The 23,112-nt window shown below is 70.7% G+C and carries 27 protein-coding genes and 1 riboswitch; of the genes, 13 read left to right on the top strand and 14 right to left on the bottom strand.

Annotation, left to right across the window (positions count from 1 at the left end; translation table 11 throughout):
* Positions 1 to 25 precede the first annotated feature (25 nt).
* From AB0C27_RS25450 to ngcE, 3 genes are read right to left on the bottom strand one after another with little or no spacing between them, the layout of a single operon-like run.
* Positions 26 to 880, bottom strand: coding sequence for a carbohydrate ABC transporter permease (locus AB0C27_RS25450; RefSeq protein ID WP_346111945.1), 855 nt, complete (start codon positions 878 to 880; stop codon positions 26 to 28).
* Positions 881 to 1,795, bottom strand: a complete 915-nt coding sequence (locus AB0C27_RS25455) for a sugar ABC transporter permease (protein WP_357848122.1) — start codon at positions 1,793 to 1,795, stop codon at positions 881 to 883.
* Between the two features lie 3 nt (positions 1,796 to 1,798).
* Complete coding sequence (ngcE, locus tag AB0C27_RS25460) at positions 1,799 to 3,244, bottom strand: N-acetylglucosamine/diacetylchitobiose ABC transporter substrate-binding protein (RefSeq protein ID WP_357848124.1); 1,446 nt, start codon at positions 3,242 to 3,244, stop codon at positions 1,799 to 1,801.
* A 144-nt stretch (positions 3,245 to 3,388) separates the two neighbouring features.
* On the opposite strand from ngcE, the gene AB0C27_RS25465 reads away from it, so the two are divergent.
* Positions 3,389 to 4,627, top strand: coding sequence for an alkyl sulfatase dimerization domain-containing protein (locus tag AB0C27_RS25465; RefSeq protein WP_357848126.1), 1,239 nt, complete (start codon positions 3,389 to 3,391; stop codon positions 4,625 to 4,627).
* 101 nt (positions 4,628 to 4,728) lie between these two features.
* Here AB0C27_RS25465 and AB0C27_RS25470 read toward each other — a convergent pair whose 3' ends face one another.
* Together AB0C27_RS25470 and AB0C27_RS25475 are read right to left on the bottom strand one after the other, a co-directional pair.
* Positions 4,729 to 5,943 (bottom strand): aminotransferase class III-fold pyridoxal phosphate-dependent enzyme, encoded by a 1,215-nt coding sequence (locus tag AB0C27_RS25470; protein ID WP_357848128.1) that lies wholly within the window; start codon positions 5,941 to 5,943, stop codon positions 4,729 to 4,731.
* Positions 5,944 to 5,974: 31 nt separating this feature from the next.
* Complete coding sequence (locus tag AB0C27_RS25475) at positions 5,975 to 6,889, bottom strand: carbohydrate kinase family protein (RefSeq protein WP_357848130.1); 915 nt, start codon at positions 6,887 to 6,889, stop codon at positions 5,975 to 5,977.
* Positions 6,890 to 6,934: 45 nt separating this feature from the next.
* On the opposite strand from AB0C27_RS25475, the gene AB0C27_RS25480 reads away from it, so the two are divergent.
* Positions 6,935 to 7,594 (top strand): TetR/AcrR family transcriptional regulator, encoded by a 660-nt coding sequence (locus tag AB0C27_RS25480; RefSeq protein ID WP_357848132.1) that lies wholly within the window; start codon positions 6,935 to 6,937, stop codon positions 7,592 to 7,594.
* Positions 7,595 to 7,613: 19 nt separating this feature from the next.
* Positions 7,614 to 8,258: a class II aldolase/adducin family protein gene (locus AB0C27_RS25485; RefSeq protein ID WP_357848134.1), complete on the top strand. Its 645-nt coding sequence runs from the start codon at positions 7,614 to 7,616 to the stop codon at positions 8,256 to 8,258.
* A 4-nt stretch (positions 8,259 to 8,262) separates the two neighbouring features.
* Here AB0C27_RS25485 and AB0C27_RS25490 read toward each other — a convergent pair whose 3' ends face one another.
* Complete coding sequence (locus tag AB0C27_RS25490) at positions 8,263 to 9,831, bottom strand: DUF885 domain-containing protein (protein ID WP_357848136.1); 1,569 nt, start codon at positions 9,829 to 9,831, stop codon at positions 8,263 to 8,265.
* Positions 9,832 to 9,853: 22 nt separating this feature from the next.
* On the opposite strand from AB0C27_RS25490, the gene AB0C27_RS25495 reads away from it, so the two are divergent.
* Positions 9,854 to 11,077 carry a DUF4032 domain-containing protein gene (locus tag AB0C27_RS25495; RefSeq protein WP_357848138.1) on the top strand — a complete coding sequence of 408 codons (1,224 nt, stop codon included), beginning with the start codon at positions 9,854 to 9,856 and terminating at the stop codon, positions 11,075 to 11,077.
* Positions 11,078 to 11,106: 29 nt separating this feature from the next.
* On the opposite strand, the gene AB0C27_RS25500 is transcribed toward AB0C27_RS25495, so the two are convergent.
* Positions 11,107 to 11,709, bottom strand: coding sequence for an NAD(P)H-binding protein (locus AB0C27_RS25500; RefSeq protein ID WP_357848141.1), 603 nt, complete (start codon positions 11,707 to 11,709; stop codon positions 11,107 to 11,109).
* A gap of 54 nt (positions 11,710 to 11,763) precedes the next feature.
* On the opposite strand from AB0C27_RS25500, the gene AB0C27_RS25505 reads away from it, so the two are divergent.
* From AB0C27_RS25505 to AB0C27_RS25525, 5 genes are all read left to right on the top strand, one after another.
* Complete coding sequence (locus AB0C27_RS25505; RefSeq protein ID WP_346111959.1) at positions 11,764 to 12,114, top strand: helix-turn-helix domain-containing protein; 351 nt, start codon at positions 11,764 to 11,766, stop codon at positions 12,112 to 12,114.
* A 139-nt stretch (positions 12,115 to 12,253) separates the two neighbouring features.
* Complete coding sequence (locus AB0C27_RS25510; RefSeq protein WP_357848143.1) at positions 12,254 to 12,631, top strand: roadblock/LC7 domain-containing protein; 378 nt, start codon at positions 12,254 to 12,256, stop codon at positions 12,629 to 12,631.
* Between the two features lie 3 nt (positions 12,632 to 12,634).
* Positions 12,635 to 13,435 (top strand): hypothetical protein, encoded by an 801-nt coding sequence (locus AB0C27_RS25515; protein WP_357848145.1) that lies wholly within the window; start codon positions 12,635 to 12,637, stop codon positions 13,433 to 13,435.
* A gap of 29 nt (positions 13,436 to 13,464) precedes the next feature.
* Positions 13,465 to 13,839 (top strand): roadblock/LC7 domain-containing protein, encoded by a 375-nt coding sequence (locus AB0C27_RS25520; protein ID WP_357848147.1) that lies wholly within the window; start codon positions 13,465 to 13,467, stop codon positions 13,837 to 13,839.
* Positions 13,840 to 13,873: 34 nt separating this feature from the next.
* The gene (locus AB0C27_RS25525; RefSeq protein ID WP_357848149.1) at positions 13,874 to 14,245 is read left to right on the top strand and encodes a hypothetical protein; all 372 of its coding nucleotides are present in this window, start codon (positions 13,874 to 13,876) and stop codon (positions 14,243 to 14,245) included.
* Between the two features lie 45 nt (positions 14,246 to 14,290).
* Here the strand turns inward: AB0C27_RS25525 and AB0C27_RS25530 are convergent, their stop codons facing one another.
* The 3 genes from AB0C27_RS25530 to AB0C27_RS25540 all read right to left on the bottom strand — a co-directional run bounded on the left by AB0C27_RS25530 (position 14,291) and on the right by AB0C27_RS25540 (position 16,438).
* A complete protein-coding gene (locus tag AB0C27_RS25530) occupies positions 14,291 to 15,136 on the bottom strand; it encodes an alpha/beta fold hydrolase (RefSeq protein ID WP_357848151.1) in 846 nt (281 codons plus the stop codon).
* Positions 15,137 to 15,188: 52 nt separating this feature from the next.
* Positions 15,189 to 15,755 (bottom strand): hypothetical protein, encoded by a 567-nt coding sequence (locus AB0C27_RS25535; RefSeq protein ID WP_357848153.1) that lies wholly within the window; start codon positions 15,753 to 15,755, stop codon positions 15,189 to 15,191.
* Positions 15,756 to 15,939: 184 nt separating this feature from the next.
* Positions 15,940 to 16,072: riboswitch (cyclic di-AMP (ydaO/yuaA leader) on the bottom strand.
* Positions 16,073 to 16,237: 165 nt separating this feature from the next.
* A complete protein-coding gene (locus tag AB0C27_RS25540) occupies positions 16,238 to 16,438 on the bottom strand; it encodes a DUF5302 domain-containing protein (RefSeq protein WP_346111970.1) in 201 nt (66 codons plus the stop codon).
* Between the two features lie 238 nt (positions 16,439 to 16,676).
* Here AB0C27_RS25540 and AB0C27_RS25545 point away from each other — a divergent pair, with 238 nt between their 5' ends.
* The 4 genes from AB0C27_RS25545 to AB0C27_RS25560 all read left to right on the top strand — a co-directional run bounded on the left by AB0C27_RS25545 (position 16,677) and on the right by AB0C27_RS25560 (position 19,313).
* The gene (locus tag AB0C27_RS25545) at positions 16,677 to 17,657 is read left to right on the top strand and encodes a rod shape-determining protein (protein WP_357848155.1); all 981 of its coding nucleotides are present in this window, start codon (positions 16,677 to 16,679) and stop codon (positions 17,655 to 17,657) included.
* Entirely contained in the window at positions 17,654 to 18,232 is a 579-nt protein-coding gene (locus AB0C27_RS25550; protein WP_357848157.1) for a YetF domain-containing protein, read from the top strand. Before AB0C27_RS25545 ends, AB0C27_RS25550 begins: the two co-directional genes overlap by 4 nt.
* Complete coding sequence (locus AB0C27_RS25555; protein WP_357848160.1) at positions 18,229 to 18,741, top strand: VOC family protein; 513 nt, start codon at positions 18,229 to 18,231, stop codon at positions 18,739 to 18,741. Before AB0C27_RS25550 ends, AB0C27_RS25555 begins: the two co-directional genes overlap by 4 nt.
* Positions 18,742 to 18,872: 131 nt before the next feature.
* Positions 18,873 to 19,313: a hypothetical protein gene (locus tag AB0C27_RS25560; protein WP_357848162.1), complete on the top strand. Its 441-nt coding sequence runs from the start codon at positions 18,873 to 18,875 to the stop codon at positions 19,311 to 19,313.
* A 14-nt stretch (positions 19,314 to 19,327) separates the two neighbouring features.
* On the opposite strand, the gene AB0C27_RS25565 is transcribed toward AB0C27_RS25560, so the two are convergent.
* Genes AB0C27_RS25565 through AB0C27_RS25580 form a run of 4 tightly spaced genes read right to left on the bottom strand, consistent with a single transcriptional unit; the run spans position 19,328 to position 22,993 of the window.
* Positions 19,328 to 20,548 (bottom strand): ABC transporter permease, encoded by a 1,221-nt coding sequence (locus tag AB0C27_RS25565; protein WP_346111977.1) that lies wholly within the window; start codon positions 20,546 to 20,548, stop codon positions 19,328 to 19,330.
* Entirely contained in the window at positions 20,548 to 21,327 is a 780-nt protein-coding gene (locus tag AB0C27_RS25570; RefSeq protein ID WP_357848165.1) for an ABC transporter ATP-binding protein, read from the bottom strand. Before AB0C27_RS25570 ends, AB0C27_RS25565 begins: the two co-directional genes overlap by 1 nt.
* The gene (locus AB0C27_RS25575; protein ID WP_357848167.1) at positions 21,324 to 22,463 is read right to left on the bottom strand and encodes a peptidoglycan-binding protein; all 1,140 of its coding nucleotides are present in this window, start codon (positions 22,461 to 22,463) and stop codon (positions 21,324 to 21,326) included. Before AB0C27_RS25575 ends, AB0C27_RS25570 begins: the two co-directional genes overlap by 4 nt.
* A complete protein-coding gene (locus AB0C27_RS25580) occupies positions 22,463 to 22,993 on the bottom strand; it encodes a hypothetical protein (RefSeq protein WP_357848169.1) in 531 nt (176 codons plus the stop codon). Before AB0C27_RS25580 ends, AB0C27_RS25575 begins: the two co-directional genes overlap by 1 nt.
* Positions 22,994 to 23,112 lie beyond the last annotated feature (119 nt).

Consider the following 23,112-nt stretch of genomic DNA (forward strand, 5'->3'; position numbering starts at 1 on the left):
CGCGTGCGTCGCCTACGCGCCCACGTTACTTCAGGGCCCCCGAGCCCAGCCCCGACTGGATCTGGCGCTGGAAGATGATGTACACGATCATGACCGGCAGGATGGAGATGGACAGGGCGGCGAACAGGCCGGGCCAGTCCGCCTCGTAGCCGGCCAGAGTGGAGATCCTGGCGATGCCCTGGGTGAGCACCCATTTGTCCGGGTCGCCGGCCAGGAGCACCAGGGGCAGCAGATACTGGTTCCACTGCCCGAGCACGTTGAAGATCGTGATGCTGATCAGGCCCGGCCTGGCCATGGGCACCATGATCTGGAAGAACGTGCGGGTGTGGGAGGCGCCGTCGATCTGGGCGGCCTCGGCGACGGCCTCGGGCAGCGTCCTGAAGAAGGCCGCGAGGAAGAACACGGTGAACGGCAGCGAGTACGCCACGTACACCAGCACCAGGCCGACGTGCGAGTTGAGCAGCCCGACCTGCTTGACCACGAAGAACAGCGGCCCGAGCGCGAGGAACACCGGGAACGCCAGCCCGGCCACGAAGTAGTAGTAGATCAGCCTGCCACCGGGGAAGCGGTAGCGCGCCAGCACGTACGCCGCCATCGAGCCGAACACCATCGTGCCCGCCGTGCCGAAGCAGACGACGATGACCGTGTTGAGCATGTACCGGCCGATGTGCGCCGTGTCCCAGGCCCGCCCCCAGGCGTCCAGCCGCAGCGCGCCGGGCAGTTGCAGCGGGTCGCCGAAGATCTCGGCGTTGCTCTTGAACGAGGCCAGGAACGTCCACAGCAGCGGCGCGACGATGAGCAGCGCCCACACGGCCAGCGCCACGTGGGACAGCCCGTTGAGCACGCCGATCCGGGGTCTTTCGAGCTTGCGAGCGGCCATCTACAGCTCAACCCTCTCCCGCCTGGTCGTCCGCAAGGTCAGCACCGCGAAGGTCACGGTGAGGAAGAACAGCGCCACGCCCATGGCGGAGGCGTAGCCGACTTTCTGGTAGGAGAAGGCGGTGTTGTAGATGGTGATCGGCAGGATGGTGGTGGCCCCGTCGGGCTCGCCCTTGTCGCCGGCCAGCACCTGGATGAGCGCGAACCCGTCGAAGGCGGCGATGCCGAGATAGATCCACCCGACCTGTACTGTGTCGCGCAGCAGCGGCAGCGTGATGGAGAAGAAGAGCCGCAGCCGGTTGGCCCCGTCGAGCGCGGCGGCCTCGAAGTAGTCCTTGGGGATCGCGGCCATGCCCGCCGAGAACAGCACCACGTAGAAGCCGACCGCCTGCCAGACCATCACCGCGATGATCGACCAGAGCGCCAGGTCCGGCTCGATGAGCCAGCCGACGGGGTCGATGCCGAACCGGGCCAGCACGCCGTTGATCACGCCGTCCTCGTCGGGCCGGTAGACGGCCTGGAACAGCACGCCGACCACGGCCACGGCCAGGACCTGGGGGAAGAAGAACACCATCCGGTAGAAGTTCGACCCCCACACCCCTTTCATGCCGTTGCCGCGCGTGCCTCCGCCGAGGTTGAGCAGGAAGGCGAAGACGAGCGCGATGAGGATGGTCACGAGCGGCAGCACCAGCAGCAGGATCCCGTGGTTGCGCAGGGCCCGCCAGAAGACCTCGTCCTGGAAGAGCCGCCCGAAGTTGTCCAGCCCGACGTAGCGGACGATCGAGCTGTAGCCGTTCCAGCTCGTCAGCGCGAGCTGGAACGCCTGGACGTACGGGCTGATGACGAAGACGGTGTAGAGCACGAGCGGCACGGCGAGGAAGCCGGCCACGAACCCGTACCTGCGCAGCCGCTCCATCGGTCACTGGCTCCGGGTCTGCTTGGTGACCGCGTCGTCCGCCTTGACGGCGTCGGCCTTCTTCTGCAGGTTGGCGCAGAACTCCTCGGGGGTGATCCGGCCGGCCATGACCACGTTGATCTGCTCGGTGCCGTAGTCGAAGAGCTCCTTGTACCAGCCTTCGAAGCGCGCCTCGGTGATGATGTTCGCTCCGGCCTTGTCCTGGGCCCTGGCGGCGCTCATGAGGCCGGCGGGCAGGTCGACGCCCTCGGCGGCGCCGTTCACGACCGTGACGTTCTTGGTCTTCTCGGTGAAGCCGCGCGCGCCTTCCTTGGAGAGCATGAGGCGCAGGTACTCCAGCCCGCCCTGCGGGTTCTTGCCCTTGGCGGCGACCACGAAGTTCTCGCCGACGCCGACCTGGATGGCCCCGTACGGCATCCGGTCGGAGCCGGTGACCTCGGGGATGGGGGCGATGGCGTACTCGAAGTCGTCCGGCATGTCCTTGGCCATCTCGTTCTCGATCCAGGAGCCGACCGGGTAGAAGAGGACCTTGTTCTGCAGTTGCTTGATCTGGGTCTGGGTGTGGTCGAGACCGAAGTACGCTTTGTCGCCATATTTCGCCTGGACGTCCGCCCAGACGGTGACCGCGCGCTTCATGGGCTCGGCGTTCCAGGCGTTGTCGACCAGGTTGTCGATGTCGATGATGACCTGGTTCCCGCCGATCTTGGCGGCGGTGTAGAGGACGTTCCAGAGCTGGTAGTACGGCCCCTTCTGCCCCGGATACGCGAAGAGCAGGATGCCCTCCTTCTTGGCGGTCTCACCCAGCGCCGTGAACTCCTCCCAGGTCACCGGCACCGTCCAGCCCTTCGCGGCGAACAGCTTGGCGTTGTACCAGAGGGCCCGGTGCGACACCGAGTAGTTGAGCACCAGGTCCTTGCCGGTGACCTTGGCGTTCTCCAGCACGGCCGGGGTGATCGTGTCGCGCACCTTCTTGGCCGGGTCGTCCACCGAAGGGGCGTCGAACAGCGGGGTCAGGTCGGCCAGGTGCCCCTCGGCGGCCAGGGCGGCCAGGTCCATCGACTTGGGGCCCGAGTTGTTGATCACGTCGGGGGCGTCGCCGCCGATCAGGCGCGGGCGGAGCTGGGTGCCGATCTCCTGGGTGGCGGTGTGCTTGATCGTGACGCCGGGGAAGGACTTCTTGTAGAGCTCCTCGTGCAGGTCCTTGGCGTAGGCGTCGCCGTACCCGCCGCTGAAGATGACCACTTCGAGCGGCTTCCTGGCGTCCACGCCGAAGGGGTTCTTCGGGTCGGCGGAGGCGGGGAGCGAGGTGGAGGGGGCGGCGGAGGGCTCGCCTCCGGTGCCGGCGGTGGCGCAGGCGCTCAGCAGTCCGGCGCCTGGGCCGGCGGCGAGCGCGGTGATGCCGATCCGGCGGAGCAGCTGACGCCTGGTGATGTCACCGGGGTGGGTCATGGGGGCTCCTGAATTAGGAAAGTTTCCTAAACGATCTCCGCAACGTACGAACGGGTCCGCGGGGGCGTCAAGGGGGTGCGATCGAGACGTGACCTTGCCGTGACGGGCTTGCACAGAACAAAATTCTAGAATTAGAGTTGATCCATGATTGCCGAGTACGCGGAGCGCGTGTGGCGGGGCGAGGCCGACGACAGCATCGTCGACCCGGGCATGCAGGGCAGGGGCGTCCTCACCGTCGCCGGCGGCGTGGGCTGGTGGCCGGGTTTCGGCAACGTGATCGCGTTCGAGACCGAGGGTGAGCTGGCGCTGTTCGACACCAGCAGCCCCTTCTCGGCCAAGCGGCTGCACGAGGACGTCCGCGCCTGGACGCGCGCGCCGCTGACCACCGCGTTCTACTCGCACGGGCACATCGACCACGTCTTCGGCACGGGCCCCTTCGAGGAGGAGGGGCGGCGGGCCACGGTCTACGCCCACGAGGCGGTCGTCGCCCGCTTCGAGCGTTACCTGCTGACCAACGGCTACAACGCGGTGATCAACCAGCGCCAGTTCCAGGCGCCGCGACTGCGCTGGCCAGACGCCTACCGGCATCCTGACGTCACCTACGCCGACCGGCTGACCGTGCGGCGCGGCGGGCTGACGTTCGACCTGATCCACGCCAAGGGCGAGACCGACGACGCCAGCATCGGCTGGGTGCCCGAGCACCGGCTGCTGCTCCCCGGCGACCTGTTCATCTGGGTGACGCCCAACTGCGGCAACCCACAGAAGGTGCAGCGCTACCCCAGGGAGTGGGTGCACGCCCTGCGCCTGATGGCCGGGCTGGAGGCGGAGATCATGCTGCCCAGTCACGGCGCGCCGATCTTCGGCGCCGACCGCATCCGGCAGGCGCTGCTGGAGACGGCCGAATGGCTGGAGTCTCTGGTCACGCAGACGCTCGACCTGCTCAACGCGGGCGCGCGACTAGACGAGATCGTCCATTCCGTACGGCCGCCGGCGCACCTGTCCGACCGGCCCTACCTGCGGGCGCGCTACGACGAGCCGGAGTTCGTGGTCCGCAACCTGTGGCGGCTCTACGGCGGCTGGTACGACGGGAACCCCGCCCATCTCAAGCCCGCCCCCGACGCCGTCCTGGCCAAAGCCGTGGCCGAGCTCGCCGGCGGCCCGGCCGCGCTGGCGGACGCGGCCCGCAAGGCGCTGTCCGAGGGGGACGAGCGGCTGGCCGGCCACCTCGCGGAGATGGCCGCCCTGGCGGCGCCCGACGACGCGGGGGTGCACCGCGTACGTGCGGAGGTGTTCGCCGCCAGGGCGGCGAACGAGCTGTCCACCATGGCCAAGGGCGTCTTCACCTGGGCCGCCGCGGAGTCCGAGCGGCGGGCGGGTGAGTAGGGAGACCTCGGCCGGCGTAACGGGCGGGCTCGCGCCCGTCACGAGCAGGCCAGGCTCGTCACGGGCGGCTGGGCCCGTCACGGGCGGCTGATCCGGGCGCCTCAGCCGAAGTGGGCGCGGGTCTCCGCGAACGCCTGGTCCGTACCCTCCAGGGCCTTGGCCACGTCCGCCTCCGTGTGCGCGGCCGACATGAACCAGTTGTGCCACGGGTGCAGGTAGACCCCGTGCCGCAAGCAGGCGTCGCTCCACCACATGGCCACCGACAGGTCGGCGTCGCCGTCGAAGCTGAGCCACGGGATCGTCACGGGCCCCGTCTGGTTCACCGTGAACCCGTGCGCCTTGGCCTGCGCGTACAGGCCGTCACGCAACTGCGTCCCCGCCCGTTCCATGGCGCCGATGCCGTCCTCGTCGCGCAGCGTCTCGATGGTCGCCTTGGCCGCCGCCATCGCCACCGCCGAGAACCAGAACGAGCCCGTCGAGTACAGCGTCTGCGCGGGCCCGCGCAGCGCGTCGGTCCCGGTTACCGCGGCGATCGGGTAGCCGTTCGCCATCGCCTTCGACCAGGCCGTCAGGTCCGGCCGCACGCCGTACGGCTCCCACGACCCGCGCAGGTCGATCCGGAACCCGGCCCGCACGTCGTCGATCACCAGCGCCGCCCCGAGCCGGTCCGCCAGCGCCCTGGCGCCGCGGGCGAAGGCGGGCTCGACCAGCTCCTGATCCTCGAACGAGTCGTGCTTGAACGGCGTGACGATGATCGCCGCCACGTCGCCCTCCACGGTGGCCGCCGCGGCCTCCAGGGACTCCAGCGAGTTGTAGGCGAACTCCACCAGGTCGGCCCGCTCGTTCGGTGTGGTGCCCGACAGGGACGGCGTGCACCACGGGTCCGCCCCGTGGTAGGCCCCGTGCGCCATCAGCACCTTGGTGCGCCCCGTCGCGGCCCTGGCGACCATGAGCGCCTGCGTGGTGGCATCCGTGCCGTTCTTGGAGAACATCGCCCAGTCCGCGCTCGGCACGGTGTCGACCAGCAGCTCCGCCAGCTCCACCATGATCGGGCCCGGCCCGTTGAGGCAGTCGCCGAGTACGGCCTGGCGGGCGGCGGCCTCCTCCACGCGGGGGTGGCGGTGCCCGAGCACGATGGGGCCCCAGCTGCACATGAAGTCGATGTACTCGCGGCCGTCCACGTCCCACTGGCGGCAGCCTTCGCCGCGTTCGAAGAACTGGGGGAAGCCGGGGGCGAACAGGGCCGCGTTGAGGTGGCCGTACATGCCGCCCGGGACGACTTTCTGGGCCCGCAGGCGGAGCTCTGCGTCGGTCATGAGGGGTCCTTGGGGTTGAGTGGAGGAGATCTCAGAGGAGGGCGAGGGTGGAGTCGAGGTCGGTCAGGCCGGCGTCGGAACCGAGGCCGGTGGCGACCCGGGCGGCGGCGGCCGTGCCCCAGCGGGCGGCCGTCAGAACGTCCTGGTCGTGCAGCAGGCCCGTGATGAAGCCGGCGCAGTAGGCGTCGCCGCAGCCCGTGGTGTCGGCCACGTCCGTCTTCAGCGCCGGGACCTGCCGTACGCCGTCCTCGGTCACGACGAGGCTGCCGGCCTCGCCCAGCGTGACGAGGACGCCGCGCGGCCCGTCGGCGAGCAGGACCCGCGCGGCGGACTCCACATCGTCGGAGCCGGTCATGAGTAAAGCTTGGGATTCGTTCGGCAGCACGTAGTCGACGTGCGGGAGGAACGCGCGGGCCATGCCGAGCAGGTCGGGCAGCTCGGAGAGCAGGTCCATGGTGACGACGGCGCCGTTCGCGCGGGCGGTGTCCAGCAGCTCGAAGAACGCGGGATCGCCGAGCCCGAACGTGACGTCCATGCCGCCCAGGTGGATCGCCCGCGCCTGGAGCAGCGTCTCGGTGTCGAGGTCGGCGAAGGTGACCCCGAGGTTGGCGCCCGGCACGTGGAAGCTGGGCCGCCCGCCGTCGGGCCTGATGGGCAGGATCGAGGCCGCCGTCTGCTCCCCCGGCCTGCGGACGAGACGTGAAGCGTCCACGCCGCGCTTGGCCAGGATCATCAGCAGGAAGTCGCCGAGCTCGTCGTCGCCGATCGCTCCCATGGTGACCACGTCGTGGCCCAGTTTGACCAGGTCGACCGCCGTGCCCGCGGCGGCGCCCGCGGCGGTGAGGCGGATCTGGTCTACCAGTACGGTGTCCTGGCCCTCGGGGATGTGATCGACGGGCCGGGCGAGTATGTCGACGATGTGGACGCCGACGGTGACGACGGTCATAGTCTAAATAGACAGACGTCCGAATAAAAAGTCAACGGAGGTTCGATGCCGAAGATCGTCGATCACGACGAGCGCAGGCGCGAGGTCCTGTCGGCGGCCGGCCGGGTGATCGTCAGGGACGGCATCGACGCCGCCACCACCCGGGCCATCGCCAAGGAGGCCGGCTACTCCAACGGCGTGCTGGCCCACTACTTCGCCGACAAGGACGAGATCCTGCTGTCGGCGCTGCGCCAGTCGCACCAGCGCATCCGCGCACGGCTGACCGGCAAAGTGACCGGCGCAGTGACCGGCGCAGTGACCGGCGCGGGCGGTCCCGGCGGCTCCGCCCTCGCGGCGCTGCGCGAGCTGCTGCTGGACAACCTGCCGCTGGACGACGAGCGGGCCCGCGAGACCCGGCTGGAGGTGAGCTTCTGGAGCCGCAGCCTGGCCTCGGAACGGTTGGCCGAGGTGCAGCGGGCGGAGGCGGACGAGCTGCGCGCCGCCGTACGCGACCTGCTCGGCCGGGCCCGCACGGCCGGCGAGCTGCGTAACAGTGCCGCCCCGGATCACACCACCGAGCCGAGCGGCACCGAGGAGCTGGACGACCTCACCGAGCACCTGCTCGCCCTGATGGACGGCCTCAGCCTGCACGTGCTGCTCTACCCGGAACGCCTGACCCGCGCCGACGCCGAGCGCGTCATGCTCAGGGCCCTCGATCGCCTGTGATGCACTACATTCCACGCCTATGAGCCTTCGCGAGCAGTTGTGCGAGTACGGCCGCCGCGCCGTCGAGCTGGGCCTGGTCATCGGCACCTCGGGCAATCTCAGCGTGCGCCAGGGCGACCTGGTCGCGGTCACGCCGTCGGGGGTCGCGCTCGACCGGCTGACGCCGGAGACATGCCCGGTCGTGGATGTGAGCGGCCACCTCGTGGAGGGCGATCTGCAGCCGTCCAGCGAGACCCCGATGCACCTGGCCGTCTACGAGACCACCGACGCGCAGGCCATCGTGCACACGCACTCCGTGTTCGGCACGGTGGTGGCCACGACGATGACCGAGCTGCCGCCCGTGCACTACAACGCGCTGCTGCTGGGCGGCGTCGTGCGGGTGGCCCCGTACGCCACGTACGGCACCCCGGAGCTGGCCGCGAACGTGCGCGCCGCCCTGGAGGGCAAGCGGGCCGCCCTGATGGCCAACCACGGCGGGGTGAGCATCGGGGCGAGCCTGGAGGAGGCGTTCGAGGCCACCCGGCTGCTGGAGTGGCTGTGCGAGGTCTACGTGCGTGGGCTCGGCGTCGGCCGCCCGGCCGTCCTGACGGACGAGCAGCTCGGCGCCGTGATCGAGCGGGCGGCGAACCCGCCCGCCTTCCCCCGCTCAGACAGCCGGCGCTGATCGGCTACGCGAGCGCGGCCTGCTCGGCCAGCCCGAGCGGCAGCCCGCCCGACCCGGCGATCCGGTCGTGGAACTCCTTCGGCGTGCCCTGGAACGACTCGCGGATGCGGTCGATCTCGATGGCACCCGTGAGGTAGGAGGGCGCCTGCGTGGGCCAGGCGCAGTAGCGGCTCACCTCGCCCTGGGCCGTCCCCGGCGACAGCGACGCCTTCGTGGACATGAACGTCTCGGCCTCCTCGACCGACATGTCCTCGCAGTGCAGCGCGGTGTCGACGACGATCCTGGCGGCGCGGAAGATCCGGCAGTCGAGGTGGGCCAGCTCGGTGGCCGGGGTGTCGAAGTAGCCCTGCTCGTGCAGCAGCTTCTCGACGTAGAGGGCCCAGCCCTCGGTGAAGTACGGCGTCCTGAAGACCTTCCTGACGGTACGGGGGTTGCCCGCCATGTACGACAGGTGCCAGTGGTGCCCGGGGTAGGCCTCGTGGACGGCGATGGAGGGCATCTGGGCCCGCGAGTTGGTGCGCAGGCGCTGGCGTACCTGCTCGGGGGTGAAGTCGTCCGGCGTGTACGGCACGAAGAAGATGCCCCTGCGCGAGGCGCTGAGCGGCGGCGGCGCCAGGTAGTGGGCCACGGCCAGGACCGGCCGGGTGTACTCGGCCGACGGCAGCACCTCGCACTCCTCGCCGTCGGCGAACGTCACCAGGTCCCGCTCGCCGACGAACTCGCGCGCCCGCCGCGTCTCGGCCTCGTACTCGGCGCGCATGTCGGCCAGCGTCGGCGGGTGGTCGTCCATGAGGGACTCCATGGCCGCCCGCCAGTCGTCGCCGCCGTTGACCCTGACCGCCACCTCGCGCATGCGCGCGTCCAGCTCCGACCAGGCGGCCTGGCCCTTGGCGTGCAGTTCGGCCGCGCCGTACCCGAGCATCTCGCGTTCGCGCAGCAGCGTGGAGTAGAGCTTCTCGCCCATCCGCCAGGTGCCGCCGCACTCGAAGCCCTCCAGGAAGGCGACGAGGTCGTCGAAGGCGCGCGCGGCCGGCTCCGCGGCCTCGGCCAGGCGGGCGCGCAGCTCGGCGTCCTCGACCATGGCCGGGATGGTGCGGGTGAGCAAGTTGCGGCCGGTGCGCGCCTGGCCGAGCCCACGCGTGACCAGCAGCGGGGCGGCCAGGTCGGGGTCCAGGTTCGCGCGGCAGGCGGCCAGCACCCCGGGCACCTCGGCCAGCCGGGACAGGGCCGACTCGACCAGCTCGGCCTCGGGCTTGAGCCGGCGCTGGAACGGGGTGTACATGGACGCGAAGATCGTCGAGAGGTAGACGGCGGGGTCGCGCCGCCACTCGGGCCAGGACGCGAGCGCGATCGAGCCCCTCAGCTGCGACAGGACGAGATCCCTGTCGATCGCGTCGTCCAGGGACGGAGCCTCGGCCGCCGAGAGCCGGTCGAGCCACTGGACCTGCTCGCGCTCGCGTGTCTGCCAGCCGGAGGCGGTGAGATCACCGAGGGTGTGGTCGTGGCCTTCGGCCCCGAGAGAGGCGGCGGCGACGGGATTGTGAGAAAAGTACCACTTGAGAAACTCGTCCACTGATGCACCTTATCCTGTGGAAATGCCCCTGCAGATCACCGGCGCGCTAGGCGACCCTGACCTGATCCGCCTCCCGTGGGAGGTCCCGCTCGCAGACTGGCCGCAACGCCATCTGGTCGATCTGCCGCGCGGCATCTCGCGGCACGTGGTGCGCTTCGCCCGGCTGTCCGGCAAGGTGTACGCGATCAAGGAGATCAGCGAACGCTACGCCAAGCGCGAATACCAGCTCCTGTGGGACCTGGCCAGGCTCGACGCCCCCTCGGTCGAGCCGGTCGCGTACGTCACCGGCCGTGAGGAGGGGCTGGACGCCGCCCTGATCACCCGGCACCTGCAGTACTCGCTCCCCTACCGCGCCGTCATGTCCGGCACCCTGCGCCCCGACACGCTGACCCGGCTGCTGGACGCGCTCGCCGTGCTGCTGGTGCGGCTGCATCTCAACGGCTTCTACTGGGGCGACTGCTCGCTGTCCAACACGCTGTTCCGGCGCGACGCGGGGGCGTTCGCGGCCTATCTGGTGGACGCCGAGACCGGCGAGATGCATCCCATGATCAGCGAGGGGCAGCGGTTGGGCGACATCGACACCGCGCACACCAACATCTTCGGCGAGATGCTCGACCTGGAGGCCGGCGGGCTGCTGCACCCGTCGATCGACCCGATGGAGACCGCCGAGGACATCGTGGCCCGCTACCACCGCCTGTGGAACGAGATCAACGAGAGCGAGATCATCGAGGAGGTGGACTGGCACCGCGTGGAGCAGCGCATCAGGCGGCTCAACCTGCTCGGCTTCGACGTGGCCGAGATGATGGTGCGGCGCAAGGTCGGCACCGGGCGGCTGATCGTCCGGCCCAAGGTCGTGGACGCCGGCCACCACCAGCGGCGGCTGCTCCGGCTGACCGGGCTCGACGTCGAGGAGAACCAGGCGCGGCGGCTGCTCAACGACCTCGACGGCTTCCGGGTGGCGAAGGGGCTGCGGCACGAGGACGAGGCCATCGTGGCGCACCGGTGGCTGGCGGAGGTGTTCCAGCCGACGGTCGAGGCCATCCCCATGGAGCTGCGCGGGAAGCTGGAGCCCGCGCAGCTCTTCCACGAGTTGCTGGACCATCGCTGGTACCTGTCGGAGCAGGAGGGCGCCGACGTCGGGCTGCCCGCCGCGGTGAAGTCGTACGTGGACAACGTGCTGGTGCACAAGCCCGACGAGCAGGCGCTGCTGCCCGACGACCCCGGCGAGGAACTCGCCGGTCAGTAGGCCAGTCAGTAGGCCCGCCAGTAGGCCGGTCAGTAGGCCACGGTGATGCGGCGGCGCGGGTTGGCGTTCCGCTCCACCTCTTCGGCGATGGCGACGGCGAAGTCCTCGGCCGAGATGTGACTGTTGCCCTCGTCATCGCTCAGAAGCTCGTCGCCACCGACCCGGAAGGTCCCCGTACGCTCTCCCGGGGCGATGACGGCGGGCGGGCAGACGAAGGTCCAGTCGAGGTCGTCCACCTCCCGATACATGCGCAGGGCGGAGCGCGCGGCCAGCGACTCCTTCTTGTACTCCTCGGGGAATTCGGGCGTGTCGACCAGGTCGAGGCCGGGGGCCACCTGGAGGCTGCCGGCCCCGCCGATGGCGATCACGCGGCTCACCCCGGCCGCGCGCAGGCCGTCGAGCAGGGCCCGGTTGGCGTCGAGGAAGGGCTGCTCGGGCTCGTCCACGTCGCGCGCGGGACCGATGGCGGAGATGACCGCGTCGTAGCCCTTGGCCAGGGTGGCGGTGTCGTGGATGTCGCCCTTGACGGGGCCGCGGCGGCTGAGGCCGGTGACCTCGTGGCCGCGGTCGCTGAGTTCGGCGGCGATGCGCTGCCCGACCATGCCGGTCGCGCCAAAGAGAAGGATCTTCATGCGACCAAGAGTATCCATCGGATACTGGTTACTTCATCGTGCTATAAGTACCTTATGGATACCGGCGATGTCTTCGACCCGAACTGTCCGACCAGGGTGGTTCTGGACAGGATCGGCGACAAGTGGTCGGCGCTGGTGCTGCTCTGCCTCGTCGGCGGCCCGATGCGCTTCACCAAGCTCAGGGAGCGCATCGGCGGGGTCACGCCGAAGGTGCTCACCCAGACGTTGCGGGCCATGGAGCAGGACGGGCTGGTGACGCGCGAGGTGTTCGCGGAGGTGCCGCCGCGGGTGGAGTACGCGCTCACGGACCTCGGACACTCGCTGCACGGCCCGATGGCGGCGGTGGCCACGTGGGCCGAGCAGAATGTCGGCCAAATTCTCCGAAGCCGTGAGATGCATTCATAAATCGTAGAGTTATCCGTACTGGTGGTGTTTTTCTTACCCGTAGCCATATAAAAGCCCAACACCACCATTCCTCCGCCGCGAGCGGATGACGCCGGGCCCTTACGCTTGCCTCCGTTCCATGAAAGGCGAGGGAGGTCCCGTGCTCGGAGTCGACACCTGCCTGGCAGAGGTCATGTCCATACCGGGGGCGCTGGACGCCATGCTGGTCGACCACACCAGCGGGATGGCGGTGGCCTTCAGCAGCGCGTCCGGGGTGGACGCCGACCGGTCGGCGGCGGCGCTCACCGAGGCGCTGCGGGCGACCACCGACGGGCTGGCCCGCACGTGCCCCGGCGACGTCGTGCGCATCGACGACATGCTCGTCACCACGGACAAGGGTCACCATCTGCTGCGGCTGCTGGAGACCGTGTTCGAGGGGCCGCTGGTCATCTACGTACGCCTGGACCGGGAACGTTCCAACTTGGCCCTGGCCAGGCACCGCCTGCAGAACATCTCCAGCGCCCTGACGACGAAGTGACCCATGACCAGGCTGGACACCCTCCTGGCCGGCCTGGCCCGCGAGCGCTCCACGGGTGCGCTCCGGGTCGGCCGGAGCGGCACGATCTTCCTCGCGGACGGGCGCGTGACGTACATGGAGTGCGCCCAGGCGCCCAGCGTCGAGCGGCTGCTGGCCGCCAGGGGCCTGATGAGCGAGGCGGCGCTGCGCCGGCTGCGGGACGACGGCGGCTGCGCGCGGCTGATCGAGGAGGGGCCACTCACGGCGGGCGAACTGCAGTACGCGGTGCTCGGCGGGGTGCTGGACGCGGCCTTCTTCCTGCTGCCGGTCAGCGGGGCGCGGCCGAAGTTCCGGCCGGGCGAGCGGCACTGGCTGGGCGGGCAGTGGTTCTTCGACGTCTCGGGGCTGGTGCGCGAGTGCGCGCGGCGGCGGGCGCACCTGGCCCAGATCTGGCCGTCGGCCGAGGTGGACACGCTTCCGGTACGCCCGCTGGCGCGGCTGCCCGGGCAGGGCGTGACGCTGAGCCGGGTGCAGTGGGAGGTCGTCGTCCGGGCCGATCACAAGGCGACGCCGCTGGAGCTGGCCAAGCAGATCGGGCGGCCGGCATACCCGGTGCTGCTGGCCGTCAGGAGGCTGGCCGCCTCGGGCCTGCTCGCCGAGCCGGAGCCCGCCGGCCTGCCCAAACGCGGCCAGCACGCGGCGGCGGGGAGACCGCCGCACGATCCCGGGGCGGCCCCCCAGCCGCTGGGGCCGCCCGTCACGGGCGATCCGACCGATCTGGCGCTGCTGATGCGGCTGAAGAAGGCGCTGGAGGAGCTGTCGTGAGGTTCCCCTCACTCAGGAGGAGGCCACCGGTGGAGCTACGACAAGAGGTGCTGGAGGAGATGACGCTCCTCCGCGGACGTACGCCGGACGTGGCCGGCAGCGTCGCCTGCACGGTGGACGGCCTGCCGATCGCCTGCGACCTGGAGAGCCGTACCGCCGAGCAGATCGCGGCGCTGTCGGCGGCGCTGCTCGCGATGAGCAGGCGGATGCTGGTCATCACCGGCCAGGGGGCCCTGGAGGAGACGCTCATCTCCGGCACCGCCGGCTTCGTGGCCTTCTACGCCGCCGGCCCCACCATCGTCCTCACGGTCCTGGCCGGACCCGGCGCGAACGTCGGGCTGCTGCGGCTGGAGGGCAGGAAGACGGCCGCCGCGGTGGCCGCCGTCGCAGCACGCAAGCACTGAGCGGAACCCGTTCAGAGACAAGAGAGGAAGAAGCATGGCCGGAATTGACGTCTCTCTCAAAGAGATGATGAGCATCGACGGCACGATCGGCGCGGCCATCGTCGATCACGGCAGCGGCATGGCGCTGGGCACGCTCGGCGGCTCCAAGGACCTCGACCTCCAGATCGCCGCGGCCGGCAACACCGAGGTGGTCAAGGCCAAACTCCGCACGATGGACTCGCTCGGGCTCAAGGAGAGCATCGAGGACATCCTGATCTCGCTGAGCACCCAGTACCACATCATCCGCCCGATCACCGGGCGCGGCGGCAAGGGGCTGTTCCTCTACCTCGCGCTCGACCGATCGCGCGCCAACCTGGCGCTGGCCCGGCACCAGTTGCGGGGCATCGAGGAGAAGCTGGAGATCTGACAGCGCCGTGGCCCGCGCGCGCGGCGCGGGCCACCGCTCGCCGCCTCAGGCGGAGGTCAGTTTGGTGATCTCGGCGGTGAAGGCGGGCCAGAGCTCGCGCGGCAGGTCGTGCCCCATGCCGGGGTAGGTCACCAGCCGCGCTCCCGGGACGGCCGCCGCCGTCGCCCGGCCGCCGGCCACGGGGACGAGCGGGTCGGCCTCGCCGTGCAGCACCAGCGTCGGCACGCGCACCCCCTTCAGCCCCTCCGTACGGTCGCCCGACGCCATGATGGCGGCGAACTGCCTGGCCGTGCCCGCCGGGTCGAAGCTGCGGTCGAAGGAACGCCCGGCCATCTCCATGATCCGCTCGCGGTCCAGCTCGTAGCCGGGCGAGCCGATGACCGCCCACCGCTCCACCGCCTGCTCCAGCGCCGACTCGCGGTCGGCGGGCGGGCGACCCATGAGCGCCGCGGAGGCGGCCTCGGTGGGAGGGGCGACGGACGGGGCGGGGGTGGACATGATCGAGGTGAGGGTCAGCACCCGCTCGGGGTGGCGGATGGTCAGCGCCTGGGCGATCATGCCGCCCATCGAGGCCCCCACCACGTGGGCGGACGGCCAGCCGAGCACGTCCATGAGGGCCGCGGCGTCGTCGGCCATGTCGTCCAGCAGGTAGGGGGCGGGCGATCCCGCCGCCGGTACGCCCGCGTCGTGGAAGTGGGTGGACAGCCCCACGTCGCGGTTGTCGTACCGGACGACGTGGTGCCCCTGCTCCGCGAGGAGCTCACAGAGCCCTTCGTCCCATTGGATCAGCTGGGCGCCGAGGCCCATGATGAGGAGCAGGGGCCGGCCCTGCGGTGAGCCGAAGCTCTCGTAGGCGATGTCGATGCCGTTCGCGGCTGCGCGGTTGGTCACGAAGACCAGAATGACATTCTGGTCTTGACTCTGCAAAGGCGGACGTCCTGCGTCAGCTCTGGGCCTCGTCCTGCGGCGGGGTGGCCGGGTTGCGGTCACGCTCGGCCCACGCGCGGGTCGAGAACGGGACCGGGTAGTTCTTCTTGCCCAGGCCGTCGCCCCACTTGGTGATGACGTAGTCGATCTCGATGTGGCCCTGGCCGCCGACGCCGTCCACGCCCAGTGTGCTGGAGTTGAACCGGCCGCCGGTCAGCTCGGCGAACGTCTTGGCGTCGAGGTCGAGCATGATGCCGCGGTTGGAGGGCTCACCGGGGCCGCGGTCGCCCACGAAGAAGGGCATCTTCTTGCCCTTATACATCACGTACCCCTCGGTCATGAGGGGCCAGCTGGGGCTGGCGGCCAGCCCCTTCTGCATGGGCTTGCCACTGGCGGGCAGGCCGGTGTCGCCGGCGCGGCCCGAGGCGTCGTCCCAGAAGTACGAGGCCGTGGTGGAGCCCTTGAGCAGGACCTTCTCGTCCGTGCCGGTGGCGGCGTGAGCGGCCGGGCCGGCGATGGTCAGCGTGCCGATGGCGATTGCGGTAAGGAGGGTGAGGGAACGCAGGCCAGAACGGGCAGACATGAAAAGGTAAACCCTTCGCGAGGGGACAAGGGAGTTTGCGCCCATGGGGGAATGGCGCGTAGCGGAAAATTCACCTGACGTCGCTACGCGATGCGCAAAATGACGAGCCTTTGGAGAAGGGGGCCGCTCTAGTAGGCGGCCGGCACGCGGTCCGGGGGTGTGACACGCTGATGCATGGGGTGATCGGTCCTCTCCATCACGCCTACCGGGTTAGCTGACGGGTTCGGGCGTGGAGATGCCCTACCGGCGTGTGGCCGGATTCACCCCATGAGGTGGGTCCCCGGTTCCCTGGGTTCGGGATTCGGCGCCAGTCGGCAGTCTCTTTGGGTAAGGACTAGGTCACCGGCTGGTAATGGCCGTTACTCTAACTATGGAAACGGACATACGCAAACGTTTCGCCACGAACAGGTCGAAAGATCTACCTTCGTCCGGGAATGAAGAAGGGGGCACGGGCATGCCGTACCCCCTCGGATTTCTCAGCCTCAGCCGCCGCTCTTGCGCCTGAACGATCTCTTACTCGCAGCCGGACCGTGCGCCCCGTGGATCTTCGAAGGGTCGACGCCCCTGCCACCCGCGCCCGAGCCCGCGGCCTGGCTGCGCTTGCGCTCCAGTGCCTCACGGAACTTGCGCTTCATCTCGTCCTCGGGAGTTTCGCTGACTTCCGGCTCCGGTGTATCCGCCATGAGGACCTCCAAGGTGTTGGGGACACTGACAGCTTCGCATGACACCGCTTACGACGCGAAACCGGCCTCGACCTTGCCCTGCGGCACGGGAGGCGGCCGCAGCCGCCTGTTCGGCGGCGCCACCAGCGCGATCATGGCCCCGGCGCTTCGCGGTCGTAGGCGAGCACGGTTTCAGGGTAAAGGGGTTCCTTTGCGTTCCTGGTGTTGCTTTGGAGCGGTCCAGGAAAGGGATACGCCAATGAGACTCCTCGGTCGTGACCTCGCAATGGATCTGGGAGCCGCGAGCACGCGGATCTACGCCAGGCGCAAGGGCATCGTGCTCGACGAGCCCTCCGCCGTCATGTGTGACGGCCGGACGGGCAAGGTCATCGGGTACGGCGTGGAAGCCGCCGCACTGGGCGGGGGCGGGCGTACGTGCTGGCCGGTCAGCGGCGGGCTGCCCGCCGACACCGAGCTGGCCCGGCGCATGATCCGGCACTTCCTGCGCAAGGTGCACTGGCATCCGTACGCCCGCCCGCGCGTGGTCATGGCGCTGCCCGCCGACTCCACCCCGATCGACCGGGCGGCGCTGCGTGACATCGCCTACGAGGCGGAGGCGCGGACGGTGCAGCTCGTCCCGCACGCCCTGGCCGCCGCGCTGGGGGCCGGGATGGAGCTGGACGACTGCACCGGGCACATGGTGATCGACATCGGCCGGGACGCGGCGCGGATCGCCGTACTGTCCGGGGAGTCGGTGGTGGCGGCCGGTTCTGTGCCGTACGGGGGGCAGGCCGTCAACCGGGCCATCGCCCGCTTCGTCGAGCGCGAGCACGGGCTGCTGCTCGACGAGCCCGAGGCCGAGTCGGCCAAGCGCCGCGCGGGCGGCGGGGACCGGGAGATCATGGTGCACGCCCGCGACCCCGACACCGGGCGTGAGCGCGAGCTGACGCTGCCCGTGGAGCGGATCTTCGAGGCGACCGCGCAGCCGGTCGAGTCGATCGTGCGGACGGCAATGGAGACGGTCGAGCGCTGCCCGGCCGAGCTGACCGCCGACCTCGGGGTGCGCGGCGCGGTGCTGGTCGGCGGGGGTGCGCTGCTGCGCGGGCTCGGCCGGCGGCTGCGCGAGACGCTGTGCATGCCGGTACGCCGGGCCGAGCACCCGCTGGAGGCCGTGGCGCTCGGGCTGGGGCGGTGCGTGGACGAACTGGGGCCGATCGGGAGGCTCCGGGGGCGTCTATGACAGACGACCTGTTTCACACAGGTGTCTCGCTCGCCGACAAGGCCATCAGGACCGTCGTCGTCTATCTCGCCGTGGCCGCGTTGCTGCGGATCGGCGGCAAGCGCGGCATCGCCCAGCTCAACAACTTCGACTTCGTGGTCATGCTGCTGATGAGCAACGTCGTCCAGAACGCGATCATCGGCCCGGACAACTCGCTGGCCGGCGGCCTGGCCGGGGTGGTGATCCTGATGGCGGTCAACGCGGTGGTGGTGCGGCTGGCCGCCGCCGTGCCGATGGCCGGCAAGCTCGTGGAGGGCGGCCCGGTCGTGCTGGCGCGCGACGGGCAGTACCTGCACCGCGCGCTGCGGCGGCTGGGCCTGCGCCAGTCCGATCTGGACGTGACGATCCAGCTCAGGGGCGGTACGAGCGTGGCCGACACCCGGCTCGTGCGCCTGGAGCCCGGCGGCGCGGTGCTCGTCCGGCTGCGCCCCGAGGAGGAGAACGCCGAGCGCGGCGACATCGACGAGTTGCGCGCCCGGCTCGATCGCATCGAACGCAAGCTCGACGCGCTGGCCAGGACAGGAGGTGGCGCATGACCGCACGCGGCATCGACCACGTCGGAGTGACCGTGCCCGATCTCGACGCGGCGACCGAGTTCTTCGCCCGCGCCTTCGGCGCCGAGGTCCTCTACGACACCCTTCCGCGCTCGGACGGCCCCAAGGGCGGCTGGGGCACGGAACGACGGCTCGGCGTGCCCCAGGGGACGGCCGAGGTGGCGGTGCGCATGCTGCGGCTGCCGAACGGGCCGGGGATCGAGCTGTTCGAGTTCAGCGGGCCCCGCCAGGGGGAGGCGGCGCTGCCGTGCGATCTGGGCTGGCAGCACGTCGCCGTGTACGTGGACGACGTGGACGAGGCGCTGCGGCTGGTGACCGAGGCGGGCGGGAGTCCGCTGTCGGAGCCGGTGCCGCTGCCGGGGCCCGAGGCGGGCGAGCGCAACCGGTTCGTCCACTGCCGCACGCCCTGGGGCTCGACCGTGGAGCTGGTGAGCTATCCGGATCCGCAGGCGTACGAGAAGGAGACGGACCTGCGACGCTGGCGGCCCTAGTGGCGTAGCAGCGGTCCTGCCCCGGTGCTCGCGGCCGGCCGCCGGCCCGGCGGCCCGGCGGCCCTGGTGCGGTGGCTGCGCTTTTCGTGATTGGGCCGTTAGCAATCGGTGATCTTGGCTAAGATCATCGCGTGCGCACCCGCCGTCACGCCCTGTCCGCGGTGCTCTTCTGTCTCGCGGCGATGACGGCGTGCGCGGCCCCGTCCGAACTGTCCACGCTGGCGGAGGCCTCCCGGCGGCTCGACTCCGACGCCGGCGACCTGCTCGGCGCGGCGGAGCTGCGGCTGTCGGCGGTGCGGCGGGCCGACGACGACACCTGCGTCCCCGGCCAGACCCGGCACTTCTTCCAGGCGGAGACCGACGCCGAGGACGCGCCGGCCGGGCTGCTGCGGCGGCTTCGGGCCATGGGGTACGCCGAGGTCGTCGACGATCTCGACCTGCGCGACGAGGCCCACCAGGTGTCGTTGTTGCGTGACCCCCTGACCCGGGTGACGTTCGAGCTGACCGTGTTGTCCGGCGACCGGCCGGGCGTCCAAGTGGTGGGCAAGACGATCTGCTACGCGACCGGCTGACGCCCGGGGCCGGGTCACGGGGTGGACAGCGCCTCCGTCGGGGAGAGGCGGGAGGCGCGGACCGCCGGGTAGAGCCCCGCGACGGCGCCGATGGCCAGGGTCGCGGCCAGGCCGCCGAGCGTGGCCCAGGCCGGTATGACCGAGGGCCAGCCGCTGTAGAGGGCGTACCCCATCGTCACCGCCGTCCCCAGCAGGATGCCGCCGAGCCCGCCCAGCGCCGACAGCAGCAGCGACTCCGCCAGGAACTGGGTGCGGATCTGCCCCCTGGTCGCCCCGAGCGAGCGGCGCAGGCCGATCTCCGCGCGGCGTTCCAGCACCGAGATGACCATCGTGTTGGCCACCCCGACCCCGCCCACCAGCAGCGCCACCGCGCCCACACCCAGGAGCAGGTTGGCGAACGCCTCGTTGGTCGCCTGCTTGGCGGCCAGCGCGTCGGACGGGCGGGAGACGTCCACCTCGTTCGGCGCCTCCGGGTTCGCCGTGCCCGCCAGCACCTGCCGTACGGACTCCAGTCTGGCCTCCTCCGCCCGCGTGTAGAGAACGGTCGGATGCCCGTCGAAGCCCAGCCGCTCCTCGGCCACCGGCCAGCCGATCATGACGCCACTGTCCAGCTCGGCGGCCAGCGCCACCGGTTCCAGCACGCCGACGACCGCGAACCGCACGCCGCCGACGACGATCTGCGTGTCCTCGCCGACCGGCCCGATGCCGAGCCGCTGGGCGGCGGACGCGCCGATCACGGCGGCCGGGTACCGCTCCGTGGCCGCGTTGAGCCACGTCCCGCTGCGCAGGGTCGCGCCGACCGTGGCGGGCAGGTCGAGGCGGGCGGCGTAGGCGTTGAGGCCGCCCGTCTGCGCCTGCGGGATCCGTTCCGAGCGGTAGACCTTCGCCTCGGCGACCTTTCCGATCGAGGACGCGGCCTGTACCGGGCCGATCCGCTCGATCATGACCTCCGCGTCCACCGGCATCTGAGCCGCCTCGCCCATGAGCGTGGTGCCCGAGGAGATGGTCAGCAGGTTCGTGCCCAGGGCCGACAACTGGCGGTCGAGCTCCGCGCCCGAGGAGGACGAGAGCCCGACCACGCCGACCATGGCCGCGATGCCGATCGCGATGCCCAGTGCGGACAGGAACGCCCGCAGCGGGCGCGTGCGCAGGCCGACCGCGCCGACCCGCATCACGTCGCGCGGCCGCATCCTGGCCGGCGCCGGCTTCGGCCGCGGCACCTCGACGACCGCCATCACGCCACCCCCGATTCCACAGACCCGGACGAGACAGACCCGGACGAGACAGATCCGGACGAAACTGACCCAGATGACACAGCCCCCGCCGAAGGCTCCGAGGCGACTGCGGAGTCGGAGACGATCTCGCCGTCGCGCATCCGCACCTGCCGGGGCAGGCCGGCCGCGATCTCCCGGTCGTGGGTGATGATCACGATGGTGGTGCCGCCCGCGTTCAGCTCGTGCAGCAGCTCCATCACCCCGGCCCCCGAGACCGAGTCCAGCGCGCCGGTCGGCTCGTCGGCCAGCAGCAGCGGCGGATCGCCCGCCACCGCCCTGGCGATGGCCACCCGCTGCCGTTCCCCACCCGACAGCTCGTGGGGCTCGTGGTCCATGCGGTGCCCGAGCCCCACCCGCTCCAGCGCGACCGCCGCACGACGGCGCCGCTCGGCCCGGCCGAGGCCGGTGTAGACGAGGCCGTCGGCCACGTTGTCCAGCGCCGGCACCTTCGCGGCCAGGTGGAACGACTGGAAGACGAACCCGATGGTGGTCGCCCGCAGCGCCGACAACTGGTTGTCGGACAACGTCGAGACGTCGTAGCCGTCGATGTGCAGACTTCCCGAGGACGGCCGGTCGAGGGTGCCGACGACGTTGAGCATGGTCGACTTCCCCGACCCCGACGGGCCCGCGATGGCGACCAGCTCGCCGTGGCCGATCCGCAGCGACACCGACCGCAGCGCCGCCACGCCGCCGGGATACGTCCGTGACACGTCCCTCAAGGCGATCATGGGGTACGTCATTTCGCGATCCCCACGGTCATGCCCTCGCTCAGCCCGTCGCCCGAGACCTCGACCCGGCCGCCCGCGTACAGACCGGTCTCGACCCCGACATAGCGGGACCTGCCGCCCTCGACGACCTCAAGGCCGTAGCCGCCCTCCTGCAACGCCACGAGCGCCGCGATCGGCACGGTGAGCACGTTCTTGCGCTGCGAGGCGGTGAACGTCACGTCCACCGCGGCCTTGTCGAGCCCCTTCGCGGACTTGGCGGCGCCGATCGAGACCAGCGCCTCCACCCGCGTCTGCGGCTCCTCCTGCCCCTCCCCCGGCACGATGACCGTGGCCACCTCGGTCACCTTGCCCTTGACGCTCTTGCCGTCCGGCAGCGTGACCTCGACCTTGGCGCCCTTCTTGGCCATCCGCTGATCCTCGGCGTCGAGCTGCACCGTGATCACCTTGGCCGTGCCCGTGTACGTCAGCACCTTCATGCCCGGCGTGACCGGCGCACCCTCCTCGGTGTCGAGGCTCTCCACGCGGACCTTGCCGGGGGCGAACACGACCCGGCCCAGCTCGACCACGCCGGTCTCCTCCAGGCCGCGATCCTCCTGCCACTCCATGACGGCCTGGGCGGTGTCCCAGGTGAACTCGTCGTCCACGGTGAAGCCGTCGTAGCCGAGCTTGTCCAGGTTGCGTTCCAGGTTCTCGACGTCCTTGCCCTCCATGCCGTCGCGCAGGTCGCGGTAGGCGGGACGGTCGCCGTACATGAGCACGACCGGCTTGTTGTCCGCCCGGAACAGCGACCGGCCGCGGCTGATCGTCGCGCCGCTGTCGGGCAGCCAGGTGATGGTGCCGGGCTGCCTGCTCACGGCCGTGGTCACCGGGCCGTAGCCGAGCTCGCCGTCGGCGTCCCTGGTGTCGTTCAGCGTCTGCCTGGTCACCGTCGTGGTCGCGGGCGGCAGCACGGCGGCCGCCTTGGTCGGGCCGGCGCCGGCCTCCAGCACGCCCGCGCCGTTCACCGCGACGAGCGCGCCGCCCGCGACGGCGGCCACGGCCAGCAGCCCCGCCACCAGCCTGCCCCTGCCGCGGCGGCGCCGGCGCGGCGGCGGGGCCGCGCGCTCCGCCGTGCCGTCGAGCGTGGTCCCGTCGGTCACCGGGCCCATCAGGAACCTCCCATACCGGCCTCGGCGGACTCCTTCTGGCACTTCTCCTGCGCGGACTTGAAGTCGGGGTCCTCGCCGACGTCGCGGGTGATGCGCATCATGCCGCCCTCGGGGTCGGGGTAGTTCTCGACGCCGTTGTCGCGCATGCACTGGGCGAGTTTGCGCAGGTTCTCGGCCATCTTGGGGTCTCCGCCGCCCTTGCGCTGGCCGCTCGGGGCGTACTGCTTGCAGGCGTTCTGGGCCGCGTCGACCTTCTCCTGGGGCGTGTTCTTGTCGAACCTCATCGTGAACCTGCCGCTGGAGTCGGGGTCGGGCACGTCGATGCCGTTCTCGCGCATGCACTGGGCGAACTTGAGCGCCCTCTCCTGAGGGTCCTCGCTGGGCTTGGCGCCGGCCGTGCTCTGGTTCGACGCGCCCCCGTTCACCGAGGCCACGTCCGCCCCGCCCCCGCCGTCCGCGCCGCAGCCCGTCAGGACCAGGGTGAGCGTCAGCGGCGCCGTGACCAGCGCGCCGAGGATTCGTCCTCGCATGACAGTTCTCCTCCGTCGAATGAATGCCGTTCGAGGGGAGATGCAATAGGTCGGGGCGTTTCCTCAGCGTTTCCGTCGGCTGCTCATCCGGAACGCGCGGCTTATCCGGAACGCGGCGG

The organism is Nonomuraea sp. NPDC048882, assembly GCF_040649755.1.
Lineage (GTDB): Bacteria > Actinomycetota > Actinomycetes > Streptosporangiales > Streptosporangiaceae > Nonomuraea > Nonomuraea maheshkhaliensis.